Source organism: Trinickia sp. (genome assembly GCF_051961175.1).
GTDB lineage: Bacteria > Pseudomonadota > Gammaproteobacteria > Burkholderiales > Burkholderiaceae > Trinickia.
In genome coordinates this window covers 1-22,206 of sequence record NZ_JBQCDN010000141.1, presented here as the reverse complement: position 1 = coordinate 22,206, position 22,206 = coordinate 1, and the positions used below count along the sequence as shown (strand labels likewise).

General features: G+C 62.3%; 14 protein-coding genes and 1 pseudogene. 9 read left to right on the top strand and 6 right to left on the bottom strand.

All coding sequences use genetic code 11. The features are described 5' to 3' along the window. The 5 genes and pseudogenes from ACTHL0_RS07860 to hrcA form a co-directional block, all read right to left on the bottom strand. The coding region (locus tag ACTHL0_RS07860) for an Hsp70 family protein (protein ID WP_440566152.1) at positions 1 to 647 on the bottom strand (647 nt) is incomplete at its 3' end. Positions 648 to 766: 119 nt separating this feature from the next. Then, positions 767 to 1,351, bottom strand: a complete 585-nt coding sequence (gene grpE / locus ACTHL0_RS07855; RefSeq protein ID WP_440566151.1) for a nucleotide exchange factor GrpE — start codon at positions 1,349 to 1,351, stop codon at positions 767 to 769. 521 nt (positions 1,352 to 1,872) lie between these two features. Further along, on the bottom strand, positions 1,873 to 2,280 hold the full coding sequence (locus ACTHL0_RS07850) for an RNA-binding S4 domain-containing protein (RefSeq protein WP_440566150.1): 408 nt from the start codon (positions 2,278 to 2,280) through the stop codon (positions 1,873 to 1,875). Between the two features lie 217 nt (positions 2,281 to 2,497). Continuing rightward, the gene (gene hemH / locus ACTHL0_RS07845) at positions 2,498 to 3,565 is read right to left on the bottom strand and encodes a ferrochelatase (RefSeq protein WP_440566153.1); all 1,068 of its coding nucleotides are present in this window, start codon (positions 3,563 to 3,565) and stop codon (positions 2,498 to 2,500) included. Between the two features lie 266 nt (positions 3,566 to 3,831). Continuing rightward, a pseudogene (hrcA, locus tag ACTHL0_RS07840) lies at positions 3,832 to 5,112 on the bottom strand (heat-inducible transcriptional repressor HrcA). Between hrcA and ACTHL0_RS07835 the strand changes: the two are divergent. The 8 genes from ACTHL0_RS07835 (at position 5,111) to ACTHL0_RS07800 (ending at position 18,748) form a co-directional block, all read left to right on the top strand. Continuing rightward, on the top strand, positions 5,111 to 6,019 hold the full coding sequence (locus ACTHL0_RS07835) for an NAD kinase (RefSeq protein WP_440566149.1): 909 nt from the start codon (positions 5,111 to 5,113) through the stop codon (positions 6,017 to 6,019). The pseudogene hrcA and the gene ACTHL0_RS07835 overlap by 2 nt on opposite strands. Positions 6,020 to 6,084: 65 nt before the next feature. Next, a complete protein-coding gene (gene recN / locus ACTHL0_RS07830) occupies positions 6,085 to 7,755 on the top strand; it encodes a DNA repair protein RecN (protein ID WP_440566148.1) in 1,671 nt (556 codons plus the stop codon). Positions 7,756 to 8,564: 809 nt separating this feature from the next. Next, positions 8,565 to 12,128 (top strand): outer membrane protein assembly factor BamB family protein, encoded by a 3,564-nt coding sequence (locus tag ACTHL0_RS07825; RefSeq protein WP_440566147.1) that lies wholly within the window; start codon positions 8,565 to 8,567, stop codon positions 12,126 to 12,128. A gap of 62 nt (positions 12,129 to 12,190) precedes the next feature. After that, entirely contained in the window at positions 12,191 to 12,652 is a 462-nt protein-coding gene (locus ACTHL0_RS07820) for a hypothetical protein (RefSeq protein ID WP_440566146.1), read from the top strand. A gap of 178 nt (positions 12,653 to 12,830) precedes the next feature. Further along, positions 12,831 to 13,769 carry a lysostaphin resistance A-like protein gene (locus ACTHL0_RS07815; protein ID WP_440566145.1) on the top strand — a complete coding sequence of 313 codons (939 nt, stop codon included), beginning with the start codon at positions 12,831 to 12,833 and terminating at the stop codon, positions 13,767 to 13,769. Further along, positions 13,744 to 15,123, top strand: a complete 1,380-nt coding sequence (locus ACTHL0_RS07810) for an HlyD family secretion protein (protein ID WP_440566144.1) — start codon at positions 13,744 to 13,746, stop codon at positions 15,121 to 15,123. Before ACTHL0_RS07815 ends, ACTHL0_RS07810 begins: the two co-directional genes overlap by 26 nt. A gap of 59 nt (positions 15,124 to 15,182) precedes the next feature. After that, positions 15,183 to 17,276: a peptidase domain-containing ABC transporter gene (locus ACTHL0_RS07805; protein WP_440566143.1), complete on the top strand. Its 2,094-nt coding sequence runs from the start codon at positions 15,183 to 15,185 to the stop codon at positions 17,274 to 17,276. Next, complete coding sequence (locus ACTHL0_RS07800; protein ID WP_440566142.1) at positions 17,273 to 18,748, top strand: TolC family protein; 1,476 nt, start codon at positions 17,273 to 17,275, stop codon at positions 18,746 to 18,748. The genes ACTHL0_RS07805 and ACTHL0_RS07800 overlap by 4 nt, the downstream gene beginning before the upstream one ends. A 50-nt stretch (positions 18,749 to 18,798) precedes the next feature. On the opposite strand, the gene glnE is transcribed toward ACTHL0_RS07800, so the two are convergent. Then, on the bottom strand, positions 18,799 to 21,600 hold the full coding sequence (glnE, locus tag ACTHL0_RS07795; RefSeq protein ID WP_440566141.1) for a bifunctional [glutamate--ammonia ligase]-adenylyl-L-tyrosine phosphorylase/[glutamate--ammonia-ligase] adenylyltransferase: 2,802 nt from the start codon (positions 21,598 to 21,600) through the stop codon (positions 18,799 to 18,801). Between the two features lie 213 nt (positions 21,601 to 21,813). Between glnE and ACTHL0_RS07790 the strand changes: the two genes are divergently transcribed. Further along, positions 21,814 to 22,206: YhdP family protein (locus ACTHL0_RS07790; protein ID WP_440566140.1), on the top strand; the 393-nt coding region annotated here is incomplete at its 3' end.

Genomic DNA, 22,206 nt, shown 5'->3' with positions numbered 1-22,206 from the left:
TGCATTTCGCCGTCGACGTCGGCGATCTCGATGATCGAGATGTCGAACGTGCCGCCGCCGAGGTCATACACGGCGATCTTGCGGTCGCCCTTTTCGGCCTTGTCCAGACCGAACGCGAGGGCGGCTGCCGTCGGCTCGTTGATGATCCGCTTGACTTCGAGGCCCGCGATGCGGCCCGCGTCCTTCGTCGCTTGACGCTGGCTGTCGTTGAAGTACGCCGGCACCGTAATCACGGCTTCCGTGACCGGCTCGCCGAGGTAGTCTTCGGCCGTCTTCTTCATCTTGCGCAGCACTTCCGCGGAAATTTGCGGCGGCGCGAGCTTTTCGCCGTGGGCTTCGACCCAGGCGTCGCCGTTGTCGGCCTTCATGATCTTGTAGGGCATCAGGCCGATGTCCTTTTGCACTTCTTTTTCTTCGAAGCGACGGCCGATCAAGCGCTTGACCGCGAACAGCGTGTTCCTCGGGTTCGTCACCGACTGACGCTTGGCCGGCGCACCGACGAGCACTTCGTTGTCGTCCATGTAAGCGATGATCGACGGGGTCGTACGCGCGCCCTCCGAGTTCTCGATCACCTTCACTTGGTTGCCTTCCATCAGCGCCACGCACGAGTTCGTGGTGCCGAGGTCAATACCGATAATCTTGCCCATTTTTCGTACTCTCCGAGATATTCCGATCACTTCGACGGGACGGCGCTTCGCGCGGCCGCCCGCTCAATTCAACCTTGCACCCAAGATGTGTGCCGACGCAGCGTTTTCAAGGGGCCCGCTTACTTCGGAGCCGCAACCGTGACGAGCGCCGGACGCAGCACGCGATCGGCGATCACATAGCCCTTTTGCAGCACGGAGACGACCGTATTCGCCTCTTGCTCGGCCGGCACCATCGAAATCGCCTGGTGGCGATGGGGATCGAATTTCTCGCCAACGGGATTCACCACCGTCACGCGCCCCCTTTCCATGGCGCTCGTCAACTGGCGCAGCGTCAACTCGACGCCCTCGCGTAGCTTGGCGGCGTCGCCCGAGGTATCGGCCAGCGCGGCTTCGAGGCTGTCCAGCACTGGCAGCAGATGCTCGGCGAAGCCTTCGATCGCGAATTTGCGCGCTTTGGTTACGTCTTCCGCGGCGCGGCGGCGCACGTTCTCCGTTTCGGCCTTCGCACGCAAGAAATGCTCGTTGAGTTCCGCGAGCTTGGCCTGTGCTTCGGCAAGCGCGGCATCGGGTGCGGCGTCGGCGCCACCGGGCTGTCCCTGCGCAGCGGCAGATTGCGCGGCGACGTTCTCGGCAACGCCTTGCTGTGCGGCGGCGTCCACTGACGACGGTTGCTGGCTGGCCGGATTGTCTTGCGTATTGTCCATGTCGCTGAAAATCGTCCAAAAAATGAAATCGAAGCGGCGGCCGGCGATGAGGCATCTCGCCTTGACAGTCCTCGCAACGGGAATCCGGGGTATCCGCCGACCCGTTGCCGAAAAACGACTGTGCCGTCGCGGCATCGCGTGGGCAAATGGGGGTGCCCCGCGGCGTTTCAAGCCCCTGCTCGCCCCTTTTTTGCACAATGTGCGTCGACCGGAAACGAACGGTAACATCGATTACGGCAAAAACCCCAGAACTGCGTTGAGCGCCATCCTGGTTTGCCCTAAACTGCCTTTATGCGCTTCGTGTCCGGTGTCCCGTACCGACGCGCCGTGGCTTGACCCATCCGAAGCGTTTGCGTCCGTGTCGCTTGTCCCCGCGTGAGGGAGTACCGTGAAACTGACCTTGGCCATCGCGGTGGTCGCTCTGGTACTCGTCGCGGGAACCACGACCATCTGTTTATCCGGCGCCGTAACCGATTGCACGACGGAGTACGGCGGCGCGCATGCCGCGATCGACTCCCTGTTCAGTCCCCACCCGAAAGCTTGTCGATGACGCGCCGATCGCGCTTGGTCGGCCGCCCTTGCAGCGCGGCTGCCGGTTCTCGGTACGTGCGCCGCCGCTCGGCTTCCACCTCGCGTTTGACCCGGCTCTCCGGCGTCTCGCCGTAAAGCGTTTGCGCGACGCTCGCCGGCCCGCGCACTTCGCAGATCCCCAGCACCTGCACTTCCCATAGGATCCGCTCGATCTCGACGACAACGAGATCGCCGACCCGGACGTCTTTGGCCGGTTTCACGGCCGCGCCGCCAATCCGCACCCGGCCCTTTTCGACGGCGTCAGCAGCCATCGAACGCGTCTTGAAGAAGCGCGCGGCCCAGAGCCACTTGTCGATGCGCATGCGTGCGCCGGGTTCGGTCGAAATCTTGTAGTTCATCGTTCTGTCTTCAGGTGAAACGCACGCGCGAATGCCCGAAATCGTGGGCGGGGCAAGCAGCGAGCCGTGCCGTTCGGCTCGGCTCGGGCAAGACCGGTGAGGATCGGCGCCGCCGTGCGAGCGGTGTCGGGCCTGGCGGATAGATCGGACCTATCGGGCACGCAACGACCCTGCCCGCCAGGCAACCGTTCGCGCCCCTTCGGGCAATACGCCCGGTTCATGCCGGCACGCCCGCCGGCAGGCTCTCGTGCGCCGGCCAACCCTGCAGCTGCTGGGCGACGATTTCCCCCAGCGCCCCGATCCAGGCGGGCGCCGCGTTCAGGCAGGCGATGCGATGAAATTCTTTCCCGCCCGCGTGCAGGAACGCCTCGCGCACCTCCAGACCGATCTCCTCGATCGTCTCGAGACAATCGGCCGTGAAGCCCGGACAAAAGACATCCGCCCGGCGCACGCCTGCCGCACCCAGTTCACGCAGCGTGGGGGCCGTGTAGGGCTGTAGCCACTCGGCCCGGCCGAAACGGGACTGGAACGTGATGCGACACTCGGTAGCGGTCAAACCGAGCGCGGACATCAACAGTGCGGCGGTGGTACGGCACTGATCGTGGTAGGGATCGCCGAGATCGAGCGTGCGTTTCGGTACGCCATGAAAACTCAGGACTAATTTGTCGCCGCCCGCGAAATCGGGCTGGCCGTGTGCGCCCCAGTAGCGCCGCACTTGCTCGGCCAACGCGGCGATATAGGCCGGATGGTCGGCATAGTGGCGAACGGTGCGCACCTCCAGCTGGTTGCGCATGCGCGCGAGCGCCGCGAACGCGTCATCGAAGGCCGTGGCCGTCGTGGACGACGAATATTGCGGATACATCGGCATCAACAATACGCGTTCGGCGCCCGCGAGCTTGAGCTGACCGAGCATTGCGCCGATGCCGGGCGTGCCGTAGCGCATCGCGTAATCGACGAGCACCCGATAGCCGTTCGCGTGCAGCAACTGGCGCAGCGCCTCCACCTGCTTCTCGGTATGCACCCGCAGCGGCGAGCCTTCGGGCATCCAGACGGCCGCATATTTCTTCGCCGAGGAACGCCCGCGCAGCGGCAGGATCAAGCCGCGCAGCAGCGGCTGCCAGGCGAGCGCGGGAATTTCGACGACGCGCGGATCGGACAGGAACTGGGCCAGGTAGCGGCGCACGGCGCGCGGGGTCGGCGCGTCGGGCGTGCCGAGGTTGATCAGCAGCACGGCGACGCGATGGGCGCTGGCGGGCTGCGACGGCAACTCGAGATCGAAACGCATGGGCAATAGGAAGCGCCGAAGGCGAGGCATGGGCGCGGCGCCGAAACCACGCGCCGCTGATGTTGACGTGAGGATCATTATAGCGGCGCCCTCGATGCGGCCGCCCTCGTCCGTCCGGCCAATGGCGCCCGAGCGTCAACCGGTGCACGATGGGCATGCGGCGCCCGCCGGATGACCGGGGGCTCAGCGAAGGCTTAGCGGGTACGCGCAGCGGCACAGCCGCCGGGCCCGCCGCAGTGCGCTACAACGGCGGGGCGCGCCGGCCGTTACGGCTGGCTCAGTGCGGTGGAAAGCAGCCGTGCGGTGATGTCGACGATCGGGATCACGCGGTTATAGGCCATCCGCGTCGGGCCGATCACGCCGAGCGTACCGACAATCTTGCCGTTCACCTCGTACGGCGCTGTCACGACGCTCATCTGCTCGATCGGCACGAGCGTCGATTCGCCACCGATGAAGATCTGCACGCCTTGTGCGTGGCTCGAGACATCGAGTAATTGAAGGAGGCTCGTCTTTTGATCGAATACGTCGAACAGCTTGCGCAGGCGGGCCATGTCGGACGACAAATCCGCCACTTCGAGCAGGTTGCGCTCGCCCGAAATCAGCACGGTCTCGCTCTCGTCGCTTTCCTCGGTGCTGGCCGTGACGGCCGCGTGCATCAGCGCGGTCATATCGCCGCGCAACTGATCGATTTCCTCGCGCAGGCGCCGGCGCACTTCGTCGAACGAAAGCCCCGCGAAATGCGCATTGATGTAGTTCGATGCTTCGATGAGCTGCGACGGCGAATAGTCGCGCTGGGTCGCCATCATGCGGTTTTGAACGTCGCCCTCGGGCGTCACGATGATCAGCAGGATGCGCTTGGCCGACAGGCGCATGAACTCGATCTGCTTGAAGACATGGCTGCGGCGCGGGGTCATGATCACGCCCGCGAACTGGGACAGGTTCGACAGCACACTGGCCGCGGCCGCGACCACCTTCTGCGGCTCGCCGGGCCTCAACGTCTTGCGTACGACGCGCTCGACGGCCTCGTCGTCCTGGACCGGCTCCACCGTGAGCATCGTGTCGACGAACAGGCGATACCCGCGCGGCGTGGGAATGCGGCCGGCCGACGTATGCGGGCTCGCGACGAGCCCGAGCTCCTCGAGATCCGACATCACGTTGCGGATCGTCGCGGGGCTCAATTAGAGCCCCGAGTAGCGCGACAACGTGCGTGAGCCGACGGGCTGGCCTTCGGCGATATAGCGCTCGATCAGCGTTTTGAGGAGAGTTTGTGCGCGAGGGTCTAGCATGACGCAAAATTTTAGCCGAACGACGTGCCTGCCCGTGAGCGCAGGATGGCGCCCGAGCGTTCGCGGGTACACGGCGTATCGGTCGGGCCGGAAACATGCAACGCTTGACCGGCGACGGGCACGCCTAGCCGCCGGCGTCTGTCGGGACAACACCATTCTAGCGACAAATCGTGCCCCCGGGACGATGCGCCCGGCCGCCGAGACAGGGCAAACCACGACGAAGGTTCTTTTCGACACACACCTATGGTGTAATGCCGGCATGGAAATTGGCAGCCAATTCAAGACAGTGGCGCTCGTGGGGCGCAGCAACACGCCAGGCATCGGCGAGCCGCTGACGGCGCTCGCCGCCTGCATCGGGCAGCGCGGCTTCCAAGTCGTGTTCGAAGCCGAGACCGCGCGCGACATCGGCGCATCGGGCCATCCCGCGCTCACGCCCGCCGAGATCGGCGCGCGTGCCGACGTGGCGGTCGTGCTGGGCGGCGATGGCACGATGCTCGGCATCGGCCGGCAGCTCGCCCCTTACCGCACGCCGCTGATCGGGGTGAACCAAGGGCGCCTGGGCTTCATCACCGACATCCCGATCTCCGAGATGAGCCAGCGCGTCGTCCAGATGCTGGGCGGCAGCTTCGAGCGCGAGGAGCGCACGTTGCTCGAGGCGCGCATCATGCGCGAGGGCGAGCCCATCTATCACGCGTTGGCGTTCAACGATGTCGTCGTCAACCGCAGCGGCTTTTCGGGAATGACCGAACTGCGCGTGTTGGTGGACGGGCGCTTCATGTATATCCAACGCTCGGACGGCCTGATCGTCGCCACGCCCACGGGCTCGACCGCTTACGCGCTGTCCTCGCAAGGCCCGATTCTGCATCCGCAGCTGCAAGGGATCGTGCTCGTGCCGATCGCCCCGCACGCGCTGTCGAACCGTCCGATCGTGCTGCCCGACGAATCGAACGTCAGCATCCAGATTATCGGCGGGCGCGACGTGAACGTGAACTTCGACATGCAGTCGTTCACCGCGGTCAAGCTCAACGATACGATCGAGGTGCGCCGCTCGCGGTACACGGTGCCCTTCCTGCATCCCGTCGGCTACAGCTACTATGCGACGCTGCGGCAAAAGCTTCACTGGAACGAGCATCCGTCCGACGAGCAAAGCGATGACAAGGCGCCTTGATCCGGTCCCCCAGGCGCGCCTGAACGCCCGTCGGCCCCGCACCACACGCAGTTAACACCACGCCCATGCTCCGCCACCTCTCGATACGCGACTTCGTCATCGTCGCCGCGCTCGACCTCGAATTCGACCGCGGCTTTTCCGTGTTCTCCGGTGAAACCGGTGCGGGCAAGTCGATTCTGATCGACGCGCTCGCCTTGACCCTCGGCGCCCGCGCCGATGCCGACGTCGTCCGCACGGGCGCGACGCGCGCCGATCTCACGGCCGAATTCCAAGCCGGCGCCAACGTCGAGCAATGGCTCGACGAACACGCGCTCGGCGGCGATACGGCCGGCACCGGCGGCGATAGCCGCGTGCTGCTGCGGCGCGTCGTCGATGCCAACGGGCGCTCGCGGGCCTTCATCAACGGCACGCCCGCCACGTTGGCGCAACTGCGCGAGGTGGGCGAAATGCTCGTCGACATCCATGGCCAGCATGCGCATCAGTTGCTCATGCGGCCCGATGCGCAGCGTACCTTGTTCGATACGCACGCCGGGCTGACGGCAACCGCCGCGCATGTCGCCCGCGCCCACCGCGCTTGGCGCGACGCGCAGCAGGCCCTGGAGCTCGCCACCTCGAAAGACCGCGAGCTTCAACTCGAACGCGAGCGTCTGGCCTGGCAACTGGCGGAGCTCGACAAGCTTGCCCCCCAACCCGGCGAGTGGGAGGAAATCGGCGCCGAGCATCGGCGGCTCGCTCATTCGGCCAATCTGATCGAAGGGGTGCGCGGCGCACTCGACGCCATCGCGGAATCCGACGGCGCGATGATCAGCCAGCTCGGCTCGATCATTTCGAAGTTGCGCGATCTGGCCGACATCGATCCCGGACTGAACGACACCCTCGCCGCGCTCGAGCCGGCCGAGATTCAATTACGCGAAGGCGCGTATTCGCTAAGCCATTATGCCCAGCGGCTCGAACTCGATCCCGACCGCCTCGCTCAAGTCGAGCAGCGTCTCGATGCGCTGCATTCGCTGGCGCGCAAGTTCCGTCTGCAGCCGGAAACCCTGCCGCAGGAGCACGAAGCGCGCCGGGCGCAACTCGCGGCGCTCGATGCCGCCGCCGATCTCGATGCATTGACGGCCGCCGTCGACAAGGCGCGGCAAGCCTATATGAACGAAGCCAAGCAGTTGTCGAAGGCACGCGCAAAGGCTGCAAAGTCACTCGGGGCAGCGGTGACCACCGGTATGCAGGAGTTGTCGATGGCGGGCGGCAGCTTTGAAGTGGCGCTCATGCCGCTGGCCGAGGGCGGCGCGCATGGGCTCGAGCAGATCGAGTTTCGCGTCGCGGGCCACGCCGGCGTGCCGCTGCGGCCGCTCGCGAAAGTCGCATCGGGCGGCGAACTCGCGCGGATCAGTCTGGCGCTGGCCGTCATCGCCAGCACCGCCAGCCCGACGCCCACGTTGATTTTCGACGAAGTCGACACCGGCATTGGCGGCGGCGTGGCGGAAGTCGTCGGGCGCTTGCTGCATCAACTCGGGCGGGACCGGCAAGTGCTGTGCGTGACCCACCTGCCGCAAGTCGCGGCGCGCGGCGATCATCATTTTCAAGTGGCGAAGGCCGCAGGCACCGGCGGAACGACGCTTTCGACGGTGGTCGCACTCGATCACGCCAGCCGGATTGAAGAAGTGGCGCGCATGCTCGGCGGGCTCGAAATCACGGCCACCACGCGGCGGCATGCCAAGGAAATGCTGGCGGCGTAGCGCTCGCGGCAGAGCGGGCAGCGCTCGCCCGGCCGCTCTTGCGCATATTGTCTGACTGCCGGGTGCTGCTCCGCCCAAAGCCTCACTTTCCTCTCTCCGGTGAGACGAACCGCCGAGCTGGCGTTTTCCAGTTTGCCATCGATAAGCGAAAACGTTTCGAGTCTCGGCTGGCTCTCACCGGCACTCCGCATGACGGCGAATTCGAATGTCGGATCTGGGGATACTGGGCCCACGCGCTCGAAGCACATTTATGCATTTCGCATCGAATAGCGCACTCCTTATTCATGCACATCAAATAATTTATTTCGAAATGTTACTTTCAGAATAATTTCAAAACAGTAAATCCCGAGCCAGAGTACACGCACCAAACTGATGCAAAATTAACAGAAACGGCCGCTGAGGCTGACCTGGAGCACCTCAACATCGTTCTTCCGCATGAAAATCGGGCAATCAAAAACCGCACGCCATTCGACTCAGACCGTTCTGTATAATTAGCGTGGTATCCGCAGCTGTCCGCTTAAATTACAAGAAACGTAATATCACCCCTTGATTATTCAAAAGGTGCTTGCTAGAGTGGCCACGCAGTTTGACTTGCAAACTTTCAAGCATGCAAAAGTCACGCGGCGCACAATCGATGTCTTCCGACTAGAGCATTCCCCATGACAGATTCCGGACGGATAAAACGAGACCTGTTGCGCGATACGATCGAATCGAAATGCATATTTCGCGCCCCTCATCATCGCCTTGTATCGTCGGCTGGCAAAACCCTGTCGTGGTTAATCGATCTGCGGCCGATTCTGCTGTCGCCAATGGGTCTCGACACACTTGCGGAATTGTTTTGGGAACGTTACGCGGCTCAATTGCCATTTCAGGTCGGCGGAATGGAGATGGCCGCGGTACCGCTCGTTGCGGCGATCCTCATGGCCGCCGCACGGAACGGATATAACGTTAGCGGCTTTGTTATCCACAAGGAGCGCAAGCGATATGGTCGAATGAACGTAATCGAAGGTGAAATTTCGGACGCACCGATTATGCTCGTAGACGATATTTTCAATAGCGGAGCGAGTCTTGAGCAATCCAGAGTGGTACTCAGCGAAATCAATCAAACCATTTGGAAAGTCTGGACCGTAATCGATTACGGGTCTCGCACAGGTGACGAGTGGCAAAAGCGGAATGGTCTCACGGTCGAATCTGTCTATGCCCTTCATGACTTCGGACTCAAGCTGTCGTCCGCAAAAAACCATAGTCCGCAGCTTTCGTTCATCGTCCGCTGGGTCAATAAGGCCGCGTCCGCCAATCATCATTTTGTCGTGCCCAAGTCGGCACCGCGCGCACAGAACGGGCGTATCTATTTCGGCACGGATAGCGGCGAAATGCGTTGCGTCGATGGCGCCAGCGGCGAAACATGCTGGACCTTCAAGATCACCACAGCTCGGTCGAAAGGAATCTGGTCTACCCCGTACGTCACGCCTGAACGCATTTTTTTTGGCGGCTACGACGGCAACCTCTATGCACTCTGCGCCAAAACCGGACGCGAGATCTGGCGATACGTCGAACCGGACTGGATCGGCTCCTCTCCGACGTATGCGACGGATCTGAATCTGATTTTTATCGGCGTCGAGTATGGCAGTCCGACGCGCGGTGGCGGCATAGCGGCGGTCGACGCGAACACCGGTCGTAAGACCTGGGAATATCCTGTTCGCGGCTATGTCCATGGGTCCCCGCTCTATGCAGCGGACGCTTCGCTGGTGATATGCGGCAGCAACGATGGCGCGTTATTGGCGCTCGACGCACGCACGGGCGCCATTCGTTGGCAATGCCAGACGGACGGAGCCATCAAGCACGCACCCGCGCTCGATCCCGATCGCCGCCAAGTCGTGTTCGGCTCGTTCGACGGCGGGATTCGTGGCGTGAGTCTCGATACCGGCGAACTTAAATTCTGCATTCAGACAGGCAACGCCGTCTACACCACACCGCTGATCGACGGTGCTCGCGCCTACTGCGGCTCGACTGACAAGTATCTCTATGTGATCGATCTCGCGAGCGGCGAAGGGATTGCGAAGATCGGCGCGCATTCCAAGATTTTTTCGTCACCCGCCCGCATCGGGCCGTGGATATGGTTCGGCAGCACCAACGGGCGGGTACGCGCAATCGATCCGGCTACGTTTGCGCTCGCGGGCGTGTTTCAACTACCCGACGCGATTACCAGCGCGGTCGAATACGATCCGATCAATCAGACGCTCGTTGTCGCCAGTACCGCCAATCGCCTGTATGGCGTATCGGTCACGCCGCCGCTCGCACAGGAGGCAGTACAAGGGCGGCACGATCAATCGCGAGTGGACGTGACGGCGCTGCAACTTGCGCGTCTCACAGTCGACGCGCTGGCGAACCATCGCCCCTTGCCCGATCCCGGCCGATACCGGCTTACTGGCACGCGGCCGCAAGGCGGTGTCTTTATCAGTCTGAGAAACCGGACGACCTTGCAGCGCATTGGACGCGGCGGTCAGTGGACGTTTGAAGGAAGCGATGTGTCGTCGGAAGCCTCTGTCGTCATCGCGGCGACGAAAGCTTGCGCGAATCTGTCTGCCGCTTCGCTTCGCGAGACGGTTGTCAGTGCGAGCCTGTTTGGTTCGCTCGAGCAAGTGGCTCCAGGGAACTTGGATACCGGGAAATTTGGGATAGTTGTACGAGCCACCGCAGGAGGAAAACTCGGCGGCGCACTACCGAATTCACCGGAATACAGCAACGAACGCGGCCAATATCTGCATGCCTTGCGCAATGCCAAACTCGCCCCGACGGAAGGTCACACCTTGTTCCGTCATACCGTTGAACGGCAGACCGAAGATCTGGCGTGGCCGGTTTATGGCGCACCGTTTCCGCACGAAGCGCCTGAGCTAACCTCATTTGTCTCCTGGCTGTTCGACGCACAAGGGGTACAGGGCAAACCGGAGGATTTTCGCCGCGGTTTGGCAAACCGGCTTTCTGCACTTGCCATGACGCGCTACGTCGACGCAACGCCCATCACGCTTCTTTTGCCGGTTCGCGAAACCCTGAACACTGAAGCAGACCTGCGCAGCCTGAAAGAATCGGTCATGAGCCAGCGGATGGGCGCGCGGCGGATGCTGTTGTCGCTGATATTCAGAGGCCGCCGTGCTGGGGACCGCGCGCGCTGCCGCGGCCACTTTCGCATGGATCGCGACGCACTGATCTGTCGTCACGACACGGGCGCACAGATATTTCTGCCGGTATCGACCTTGCAACTCGGGGTGGATGAAGAAACATTTTTCGCGACGCTACCCGATTTCCCGGCGGCGACGTGGGAAGTTGCCCCTTGTTGGACGTGGGCAATCGCCGAAGGCGAAGCGAATCCGCTCCCAGTACGCGGCGCGCTCATCGAGCAGGTGCATCGCGACGGCGCGAACCTCCGTACATGGCTGCACGGCCTGGCGCAGGGGATCGCGCGCCGGCTTGATCGCATCACGCCGGAAAAGCCGACTTATGATCCTATCGACGATCGCTACGTGCCAGCGGATAACGGCCTCGATGAATATGTCGAATTGCTGGTCGCATTCGAACGGGCCGCCGATTTGCTTGGCGAAAATGCTTGGGCTCGGGTTGCGCAACACCGCCTGATGGATGTGATTGAAACGATCGGCGCCCATCGTGCGCGATGGCCCGAATTCCGGACGGCGATCGCCCTGCTCGTCCTGCGCAATGTCCAACGCCGCGATGCTGATCGCCGTCCCCTGGCCACAGACTCAAACGCTTGTCTCGACCCGCTTCGCGAATGGATTCAAGTGCAACCCGCGCGTTCGGGCGTCTGCCTCGATCTGCTGCTTTCGATTCATCTTTCGGCGCATGCGGCGCAGCCGGATTTGCGTCGTTTCGTCAGCGTGGTTCAGGCGGAACTGTCCAAGGTGCGGACGCTCGACATGCAAGACGCGGATCGTCTCGCGCAAGCAGCCGTGTGCCTGATTGAGGCAGGTCACCGCGAACTTATTCACCCCCTGGTCGATGCTTCAATGTACCTGGCGAATGCTCAGCATTCAGACACGTATGTTTTCGTCCACGCATCGAAATGGGGAGGCACAGCAGACAGCGCACGCGTGATGAGCATGATTTCGGCCGCATGGTCGGTACTGGATGACGCCGCTTCGGAACGGGCTGCGCTCGCAACCGCGTGGCATAAGGGATGGCGAGTGATCGAGCGGCTGCGTTTCACGGAAGCGAACGCGTTTTTCGCAAAGAACCCCGAGCACGCTGTTGGCGTACAGCGCGACGACGAAGCGGGCGCGCGTGCGAGCGCTGTCGCAAGTGCCGTGACACTCGACATCCTGACGCATGCGCTTTCATCCGTGACGATCCGACTCTGATCAATGGCTGCGCGGGTGCCATTGTGGATGCACATGAAAACCCGCATTTCAGGAGTGAATCAATGCAAACGATAGACGATCTTGATTTGCTGAGGTACGTGGCAGGTGGCGATGGGGACGGCGGCGACGGCGATGGGGACGGCGGCTATGGCGACGGTGATGGGGACGGCGACGGTGATGGCGACGGCGATGCCGCAGCCGAGGCAGGGGTCTGCACGGCCGCGACGGCGCTATCCGACGCCGGGATCAACAGTGCACAGAACGCAGCCGTCGCCCAAGCCGCATCCGACGGTCAACTCGCGGCAGAAATAAGCACCTTCGGTCAGGTCTCTGGCGCCACCACGCCCACCGGCACGGCCATGGCGGCGGGCTACCAAGCCGCGATTAGCGGGCAGTCGTTCGGCGCTGCCGAACAAGCAAACTCCGCTGCATTCGCGGGCAGTCCGCTTGGGTTTGCGGCCGGCTATGCCGTGGGCGCTGCCGCGAGCGCGGCAGGATACGGCGGCCACGGCAACAATCATTGAAACGTATCACTGACATACAGGCTCTGAATTCCCGGTAAGCCGGATTCGCCGCCTGATCGATGAGGGCTGATGGACGCTTGGGCCCGCGCCTGGACGCCGTTATCTTCATCGTTGCCGCATGACGCATCGCAGTTGCATGGCGAAATGGAACGAACGTTGCCTTAGCCGGACCCTGCTCATGAAACCCAACAACGACTTTTCGCGCGCGTTTATCGATCTTGCCAGAACCGGGCGTACCGACTGGCGGGCCGTTGCGTTGACCCTCCTACTCATCCTCTTTCTGAGCACACTGAGTGTCTTGGGTGTCCTGATGTTTTCAGGCTGGTCTCTCTATTTCGAACATCTGCATATCGCTGACGCAGGAAAAGCCATTCTATCCGGCACCATGAACCCTGTTGTCGCTATTTTCGGTTGTTGGCTCGCATGCAAATTCATTCTGCGACGCCCTTTCCGATCACTGATCTCCACTGACCTGACGTTCAGGATCCGGCGGTGCCTGCTGGGTGCTGCGTTGTATCTTCCAGCCAATGTGCTCGCGCTCGCAGCGATGTTTCTTTACGCTTCGATGCGATATGGCGCATGGACGGTCCCATTGCGTCATCTCGCATGGCCCAATGGTAGCCAGATTGTCGGCGCGATGGCTGCGTTGATCGGCATGCCGTTCGCGGTATTGGCAGAGGAACTGTATTTCCGGGGGTGGTTGACGCAAACCATCGGGCAATATGTACGCGCTCCGATCGTCGTCGTGGCAGGGGTTGCCGCGCTATTTGCAGCTAGTCATACGCAATACGACCTCCCAATGAAGACGCTGATGCTGGCGAGCTCGTTTGGCTTGTCCGCCTTGAGTTTGCGCGACCAGCGCCTCGAGCTTGCCATCGGCGCGCATTTCATGATGAACCTCTGCGCAACGCTGCAAACACTGTTCTTCACAGGTGCGCTACCTCATATCCAGGCCTCCGCTCCGGTAATCACGTTCGATTGGGTCATCCTCGCCGTACTGAAAGGCGCGCTGCCATTCGCACTGATGTACTGGCTGCTGAAAAGAACGAAACACGGGTTCCCGGCGAGCGATCTTCGCATGGCTGGCAGCCATGAGGTCCAGCCTGGAGCACTGTGATGTCGATGACGCAAAACCAAGGCCAAGCCCGATGAGCGACGTTTCAAATCCTCCCTCTGCCGAGGAGGCGGTAGAACCGCAACAGCAAGGTAAGCGCGCCTTGTTGTTCCGTTCTGCCGCACTCGAATATCGTCAGCATCAGTGGCTGGGTGAGGTGGTGCTGACGGGTTCCGTGCGACAGCTCACCAGCAGCATTCTGTTCTTTTGCATTGCGGCCGCCGTGGTTCTGTTTCTGTTTTTCGCCAATTACACGCGGAAGGAAGAAGTAGAAGGCCGAGTCGTGATCGACAACGGCGCCGCGGAAATTTTCGCACCGACGGTCGGCACCGTGGTGCGCGTGCTCGTCAGCGAGGGGGACGTCGTCAAGGCCGGTCAGCCCTTGCTCGCGGTTTCAACCGAACGAACCAGCGCTGCCGGTAATTCCCGGCAGCAAATCACCGCAGAATTGAATGCCCGGCGCTCCAGTCTGGAAAACGATTCGCAGCACATAGCAAGCATTTTCGACCAGAACATAGCGATGCTAAAGGCGAAATCCATCGAGCTCGGCGCGGGAATTCAGCATTTGGAAACGGAGATCTCGACGCTGGAGGCGCGTTGCAGGTTGAGCGCAATAGACAGTGCCCGGTTCGCACAATTGCGGCGGGACGATGTCGTCTCGCAGTCCGAATTCGAACAACATGAGCAGAGCATGCTGACCGATCAGGCACAACTCGAAGACCTGCGCAGACAGCGCACTGCTGCTCAGGCTGAGCTCGCCCAAGTGAAGGCCGATCTGCGCAATTCGCCGCTTGACGAACAAAACCAACTCGGAGCCATTCATCGGCAGATGCTGCAAGTGGACGGCGAAATCGCCGACAACGAATCAAATCGGGAAATCACGATCCCGGCGCAGATCGCTGGCACGGTAACAGCGCTTCTGGCGCGTCCCGGCCAGTCCGTCAACGGATCGACGCCCTTGATGTCGCTCCTGCCGCAAGGGGGGCGCCTCGATGTGAAACTATTCGCGCCCAGCAAGGCCGTTGGATTCGTGAAAATCGGTGCGCCGGTCGAGCTGCGGTATGAGGCGTTTCCGTACCAGAAATTCGGTACTTATGCAGGTAAGGTCACGCAGATTGCCCGCACGGCACTGAGCCCCGCACAGTTACAAGCCGTGACCGAAACCGGTGACCCTGACCGGTCCGAGAATCTGTATCAGATTACCGTTGCGCTCGATTCGCAAACCATCAACGCCTATGGCGAAGCCGTTCCGTTACAGGACGGCATGCGCGTCGACGCAGACGTCGTGCTCGATACACGCAAGCTGTACGAGTGGGTTCTCGAACCGCTCTATACGCTGACCCGCCGATCATCGTAATTGCACGATCGCATCGCCCGCATAGTCGGTGGTTCCTCTCATTCTTTCCCGAGTCAACCATGGCCCGTCAACTTCAGTTCGGCTTTCGCCGCAGCATTGACGTTCATTTGCAAACCGAAGCAACCGAATGTGGATTGGCATGCATCAGCATGATCGCAACCTTTCATGGCTACGATACGGATCTGGCGACGTTGAGGCGGCGCTTTTCGCCATCGCTGAAGGGGCTGACGCTGGTCGATCTGATCCGAATTGGAGCGACGCTGGACCTTGCCGGGCGTGCCGTTCGGCTCGAACCCGAAGAGCTTCATTTGCTGCGGCTGCCGTGCATCCTGCATTGGGATTTCCGGCATTTTGTCGTCCTTGAACGTGTTCATCGCGATCATGTTCTGATCGTCGATCCCGCCCTCGGTGCGCGGCGCATGTCGCTCAAGGAGCTATCGCTTCATTTCAGCGGCATGGCGCTTGAACTCGTCCCGACACCCGCCTTTCAACCACGCCGGGAACGACAGGAAATCAGCCTGCGCGGTCTGATGGGGCGCGCAAGCGGTGTCGGTCGCGGGCTGCTGAAAATCTTTCTGCTCGCGCTTGCACTCGAGGTGTTCAGCATCGTCGCACCGTTTTATCCGGAGTGGGTGACGGATCAGGCGATTACAACGGGGGATCGGCATTTGCTCGTCGTTCTGGCACTGGGCTTCGGCTTGGTGTTGGTCATCCATATCGCAACCGAAGCGCTGCGATCGTGGGCTGTCACGACGTTCAGCACGCTGGTGAACGTGCAGTGGCTGGCCAACGTGTTTCGCCATCTGCTGAATCTTCCGCTCGATTACTTCGGCAAACGGCACATCGGCGATATCGTTTCGAGATTCGACAGCGTGAACACGATCCAGCAAGCGCTCACCGTCGGCTTCGTTGAATCGGTACTGGATGGACTGATGTCGATCGGCACGATCACCATCATGGTGATCTACAACGCGCGTTTGTCGCTGATGAGCATTCTCGCCGTCCTGCTCTATGCGGTGTTGCGTGCGGGTCTTTACGGTGCGCTCAGAATGTCGAATCAGAAGCAGATCGTATTTGCCGCGCGCGGCAAGAGTCTGCTGATGGAATCGGTTAGAGGCATCCAGAGCGTGCGGCTCTTCGGCAAAGCCGAGGATCGTCTCGCACGCTGGTTGAACGTCGTCGTCAGCGAAAAGAACTGTGATTTGCGAACACGCCGCCTCCAACTGATAGCGGGAACAAGCAACCATTTCATCTTTGGCCTCGAAACAATCGTCGTGACCTATTTCGGCGCGCTAGCGGTGATTGACCGGTCTCTTTCGCTTGGGATGCTGTTCGCCTTTCTGTCCTATCGCGGCCAGTTCACAGCGCGGTTCACGTCGTTGATCGACAAGATTTACGAGTTGCGAATTTTGAAACTGCATGCGGCTCGTCTGGCGGACATCGTACTCACCGCAAGGGAGCCCGAAGAAGTCATGCGAGCGCCGGATCAGGATGAATTCGTACCGACGCTCGAGGTCAAGAAGTTGTCGTATGGTTATTCGAAGAACGGCCCCAAGATTCTTGAGAACTTCGATCTGCGCGTAGAAGCAGGGGAAGCAGTCGCAATCGTCGGCCCGTCTGGCCAAGGCAAGACTACGCTGCTCAAGCTGCTTGCCGGCTTATTGACGCCGCACTCCGGGGAGATCATCGCGGGCGGCATGCCGATCCGGCAGATCGGTCTCGCGAACTACCGCGCCTTGATCGGCGTCGTGATGCAGGAAGACCGGTTGTTTGCCGGATCGATTGCGGAAAACATCAGCTTTTTCGATACGACGCCCGATTTTTCGTGGATCACCGAATGTGCAAAGATGGCGTCTGTCCATGCCGATATCCGCGCGATGCCGATGGGCTACTACACCTATATCGGCGATATGGGATCGGCGCTTTCGGCAGGACAGCGGCAGCGCGTCATGCTGGCACGCGCGCTTTACCGGCGGCCCAAACTGCTGCTGCTCGATGAGGCGACGAGCCATCTCGACGTCAACAACGAGCGCGCCGTCAACGCCGCCATGCGCAGGCTGAATATCACCCGAATCATTGTGGCGCATCGTCCCGAAACGATCGCATCGGCCGACCGCGTCATCGATCTGCGCCGCGAGGACGCCACCGCATGAGCTGCGCTGTCCTCCTGCGGCGCCGAGCGCGCTATATCCCACCCGCTGCGATCTGCGTCGCGCTCGCGGGCGTGCTGCTCGTCACGCCATCGACCCACGCGCAAATCGATCCCTTTTCGACACGCTCTGGCCTGGAAGACGATGCGCAGGGGCCAAACCGGATCGCCCAGGGTACCGATGCCTGCAGCGCCGCGAGCCTGAGTTCGCCCCTGTCGATATACGAGGCGGTCAACCGTGCCTTGTGCAGCAACCCGACCGTACGACGTAGCTGGGCCAACATGCTTCTGAATGCGGCGCAGGTCGGGGTTGCGAAATCTGCGTGGCTGCCCACGATTAACGCCAGCGGCACCCGCTCGCGAACGACCGACGCGCAAGCCGTATCAGGCCCGACGTTCCCGGACGCCATGATCCGGACCTCCGATCGCTATGCAGAACTACGGTTGTCGTGGGTGCTCTTCGATTTCGGACAACGCAACGCCAATCTGGCGTACTACAAGCGCCTTCTCGATCTGGCGAAAGCGTCCCGCACAGATACGCTGCAATCCGTATTCGGCCAAACCGCGGGCGCGTTCTATGCCGTTTGGACCGCCGAAAGCACGCTCGGCGCGGCGAAAGATGCGGAGACGAACGCCGAGCGCAGTTACCAGCTCGCACGGCACCGGCATATGGCGGGGGCCGGTACGCTCAACGACGAACTGCAGGCGAAAACGGCGTGGCAACAGGCGATCTTCGAGCGGACGAATGCGACCGGAGCGCTAAAGGTCGCGCAGGGCAACCTCTGCGTGCAGATGGGCGTGCCGGTCCAAACCGATATCAAGGTCGACGTCGACGCGGGCGTTCAGCCGGACGTGAACTTCAAGTCTTCGATTTCCGATCTGCTTGAGCTTGCGGAATCGACCAATCCGAAACTGCGCATGGCCCGCGCACAGATCGAGGCCGACGAGGCGAACGCCGAACTTGCGCGCAGGCAGGAATTGCCCACCGTCTCCCTGTCCGGCTCGCTCAGCAACGATAAGTCGCTGAGCGCGTTTCCGCGCGACACGCGCACAGCCGGCAAATACATCGGGATACAGATCAGCATTCCGATATTTGCCGGTTTTGGACAGGAATACCATCGACAGGCATCCGAAGCGCAGGTCAATATCGATCGCGAGGATCTGCGCAAAGCCGAATTGGACGTTGCTTCGGCGGTCTGGCGCAGCTATCAGGACGTCGTCACGAGAACGGCCAATCTCGATGTCGCCGCAGCGACTCAGCAGAGCGCGCAAGAAGCCTACGAGGTAGCCAGCAAACGCTACGCGGCGGGCGTTGGCGCGCTACTGGATTTGTTGAACGCACAGACCGCACTATCGGCCGCACGACGTCAAGTCATCCAATCGCAGGCCGATTGGCGCGTTTCGCGTCTGGCGTTGGCGTTCGCGATCGGCACGCTCGATAGTACGCGGTGGGATGCGCGCGCCGAAGCGCCGTGAGAACAATGCGAACAGGCGGCCCTCAACGGCGTGGGCCCCGCCTCGCCGATCTAACCAAACACCCGCCGCCAGAGCCCCAGCACGGCCTCGCGTTCCCGCTCGATGCGCTCGTGCGGCACGCATGCCTTCTCCATCCCGTCGAGCCGCAATTGATGCTGCAGCTTGCGGTAAGTCCGATAAGCCGCGCCAACCGTCTCCGCTTCCTCTGCGCTCATAAGCCCGAACCGGGCAACCTCGCGCAACAGCGCGATATTGCCCGTGTTGCGGATGAGTTCGGGGTCGTGCGCCGCGTGCAGCAGCACCCAGTACTGCACCACGAACTCGATATCGACCATCCCGCCGCGATCGTGCTTCACGTCGAACCGCTCCGTGCGATTCGGATGGCCCACCGCGACACGCTCGCGCATTGCCACGATCTCGGCAGCGAGAGGCGCGCTTTCGCGCGGCGTCGTCAGCACACGGTGACGAATGTCTTCGAATGCCCGGCCGATCTGTTCATCGCCCGCGCAAAACCGCGCACGCGTCAGCGCCTGGTGCTCCCAGACCCAAGCCGTATTCGTGGCATCGCCTTCGCGCAATTGATAGCGGCGAAATGCATCGAGATCGGTAATGAGCAACCCCGATTCGCCGTTCGGCCGCAGCCGCAAGTCGAGGTCGAACAACGTACCGGCGCCCGTGGAGGTCGTCAGCCATGTTATGAGCCGGCGCGTGAAGGTCGAGTAGATATCGGCGGCCGCGTCGTCGGGATCGTCGTATAGAAAGATCACATCGAGATCGGACGCATAGCCGAGTTCCTTCCCGCCGAGTTTCCCGTAAGCGATGACAGCGAACCGCGGCGCGTCGCGATGGCGCTTCGCCAGTTGCTGCCAGACGGTCTCGATCGTGACATCGAGCACGGCATCGGCGAGTTCGGACAAGCGATCGCTAACCTGCTCCACCGTCAACCGGCCCGCCAGATCGATCAGCAAGATTCGGAAGACTTCGGCTTGGTGGGCATGCCGCAGCAAGTCCATCTGCTGCTCCATGCCGTCGGCCGCGGCCAGTCGCGCGCGCAGCTGGCTCCTGAATTCCGGCCAATCGAACGGGCTGCCGATCGCCTCGTCGTCAAGCAGTTCGTCGAGCAGCTGCGGATGCCGGATCAAATAGCCGGCAGCCCAGCGCGACTGGGCGAGCACGTCCAGCACGCGCTCCAGCGCGGCCGGGTATTCGTTCAGCAGCGCCAGATAGGCGCCGCGCCGGCCCACGGCTTCGAGCAAATCGACCATGCGTGCGAGTGTCGCTGTGCGCTTGGCCGACGGCTCTATCGCCGCCACGGCATCCAATGTACGCGCCGCGATCTTGTCGAAACGTTCGCGATTGCGCTCGGGCAAGCCCTGGTAGCGCGACGAACGGCGCGCCGCGCTCAAACGGGCGTGCACTTCGCTCGCGTCGGCGAAGCCGGCCGACTGCAAGCGGGCGATCGCTTGTTCGTCGGCCGTTTCATCTTCGAGCGCGCTGTCCCACAGTTCGCCCGCCCGCACCGCATCGGCGCCCCCCGGCGCATGGGCACCGGCCTTATCGGCGAAGATCTGGTCGAACTGCGCTTCGACCCGCTCGCGATGGCCGTCGAGCACCGCCGCGAGCGCGGTGAAATCGGCGAAACCCATCGAGCGAGCGAGTGCCGCGCGCTCGCCTTCGTCGACAGGCAGCGCGTGGGTCTGCGCATCGTTGCGGTACTGCAGCCGATGTTCGAGCTCGCGCAGGAACCGATAAGCATTCGACAAATCCGCGCAAACGGACGGCGCAATCAAGCCCCGCGCCGCCGCGTGCCGGAGCACGGCCAGCGTCGGCCGAATGCGGAAGCCCGAATCCTGGCCGCCGCGGATCAGTTGAAAAACCTGGGCGCTGAATTCGATTTCGCGGATGCCGCCGCGGCCGAGCTTGATATCGTCCGCCTTGTCGGGCCGCATCATCGCCCGCCGCTGCGCTTCTTCGCGAATCTGCCGATGCAGCGAACGAATCGCGCTGATCACGCCGAAGTCGAGGTAGCGCCGATAGACGAATGGTTTGACCAGCGCCTCCAGCTGTGCGGACAGGCGTCGCGCCGCATCGCTGTCCTGCTCGGACACGAGGCGCCCCTTGATCCAGGCGTAGCGCTCCCATTCGCGGCCCTGCACGTAGAAGTACTCCTCCAGCATGCCCAAGCTGCAGACGAGCGGCCCCGAATCGCCGTTCGGACGCAATCGCATGTCGACACGAAAAACGTAGCCATCCGCCGTCGCTTCGGCCAGCGCGCCGATCAGGCGGCGTCCGAGCCGGGTGAAGAACTCTTGCGTGGAAAGGGCCGCTCGTGTGCCGCCGGCCGTTTCGCCGTCGTCTTCATAGACAAAAATCAGGTCGATGTCGGACGAAGCGTTGAGCTCCCGGCCGCCTAGCTTGCCCATGCCGACCACGCCGAGCGTGAGCCGGTTGCCGTCGGCCGCACGCGGCTCGCCGTACAGCGCCTCCAACTCGGCGGACAGGACCTCGATGGCGCACTGGATCGCGGCTTCGGCGAGATCCGTCATCGTGCCCGTCACCTCGGCGACATCGGCCCGGCCGGCCAGGTCACGCTCCATCACCGCGCAAAATACCTCGGTGCGCAACCGGCGCAATCCGTAGCGCAGCGCGTCCTCGCCGATCGGCGCGCCCTCCTTCGCACCCTGCGCCTCGCCGTGTTCGGCGATCAGCTCATGCAATCGCGCATCGATGCGCGCCCGGGTGATCGGCGCTTCGCTGAAGGCGGCGATACGCTCGCACAATGCGGGCCGCGCCGCGCTCGCGCGCGCGGTATAAGACGAATAAGCGGAACTCAGCAGTGCTTCAGCAGTCATGGATAGGCGTGGCTCGCTTGTTGCAACGTTAGCGGCAGGCGCGCACCGCCTCGTGTCCCCGAAGCGCCCGGCGCCCGTTCAGTACGTGAGCGAGGCGGGGCGGGGCCGCGAGCAAGGCGGGATGGGGCGTTCTCGTGCGCGGGGACAGCCGGCCGCTGTGATACATTTCGTCGTCCGAGACGCCAAACTACCATATCCCCGATTCGCCGCAGCATGTCCGACAACAAGGAATCCGCCGAAACCGCCGTTGCTGGACACGCGCATCACGACCATCGGCGGCTGCGCCGAATTCTCACCTTCTCGCTGGCAGTCGCATTTCTCGCTTACTTCATCGTCGCGGCCCTGTTCATTGGGCTGCGTTACGTGCTGCTGCCGCGAATCGACGATTTCCGGCCGCGCATCGAGGCACTCGTGGCCGCGCGGCTGCATACCGATGTCCGAATCGGCAAGCTCGCCCCGTATTGGTCCGGGTTCGAGCCCGGTGTCGATGTGACGGGGCTCGTTATCCGCGACCGGCAAGGCAATCGCGCACTGACGGTGCCGCATGCCACCGCTAATCTATCTTGGCGTTCGCTGCTGCTCGGCAAGCCGGCGCTCGCGAGTCTC

What these genes read in the sequence shown, in the direction of transcription:
- grpE (WP_440566151.1), bottom strand. Translation starts at nt 1,351, where the DNA reads ATGGACAATACGCAAGACAATCCGGCCAGCCAGCAACCGTCGTCAGTG.
- ACTHL0_RS07850 (WP_440566150.1), bottom strand. Translation starts at nt 2,280, where the DNA reads ATGAACTACAAGATTTCGACCGAACCCGGCGCACGCATGCGCATCGAC.
- hemH (WP_440566153.1), bottom strand. Translation starts at nt 3,565, where the DNA reads ATGCGTTTCGATCTCGAGTTGCCGTCGCAGCCCGCCAGCGCCCATCGC.
- ACTHL0_RS07835 (WP_440566149.1), top strand. Translation starts at nt 5,111, where the DNA reads ATGGAAATTGGCAGCCAATTCAAGACAGTGGCGCTCGTGGGGCGCAGC.
- recN (WP_440566148.1), top strand. Translation starts at nt 6,085, where the DNA reads ATGCTCCGCCACCTCTCGATACGCGACTTCGTCATCGTCGCCGCGCTC.
- ACTHL0_RS07825 (WP_440566147.1), top strand. Translation starts at nt 8,565, where the DNA reads ATGGGTCTCGACACACTTGCGGAATTGTTTTGGGAACGTTACGCGGCT.
- ACTHL0_RS07820 (WP_440566146.1), top strand. Translation starts at nt 12,191, where the DNA reads ATGCAAACGATAGACGATCTTGATTTGCTGAGGTACGTGGCAGGTGGC.
- ACTHL0_RS07815 (WP_440566145.1), top strand. Translation starts at nt 12,831, where the DNA reads ATGAAACCCAACAACGACTTTTCGCGCGCGTTTATCGATCTTGCCAGA.
- ACTHL0_RS07810 (WP_440566144.1), top strand. Translation starts at nt 13,744, where the DNA reads ATGAGGTCCAGCCTGGAGCACTGTGATGTCGATGACGCAAAACCAAGG.
- ACTHL0_RS07805 (WP_440566143.1), top strand. Translation starts at nt 15,183, where the DNA reads ATGGCCCGTCAACTTCAGTTCGGCTTTCGCCGCAGCATTGACGTTCAT.
- ACTHL0_RS07800 (WP_440566142.1), top strand. Translation starts at nt 17,273, where the DNA reads ATGAGCTGCGCTGTCCTCCTGCGGCGCCGAGCGCGCTATATCCCACCC.
- glnE (WP_440566141.1), bottom strand. Translation starts at nt 21,600, where the DNA reads ATGACTGCTGAAGCACTGCTGAGTTCCGCTTATTCGTCTTATACCGCG.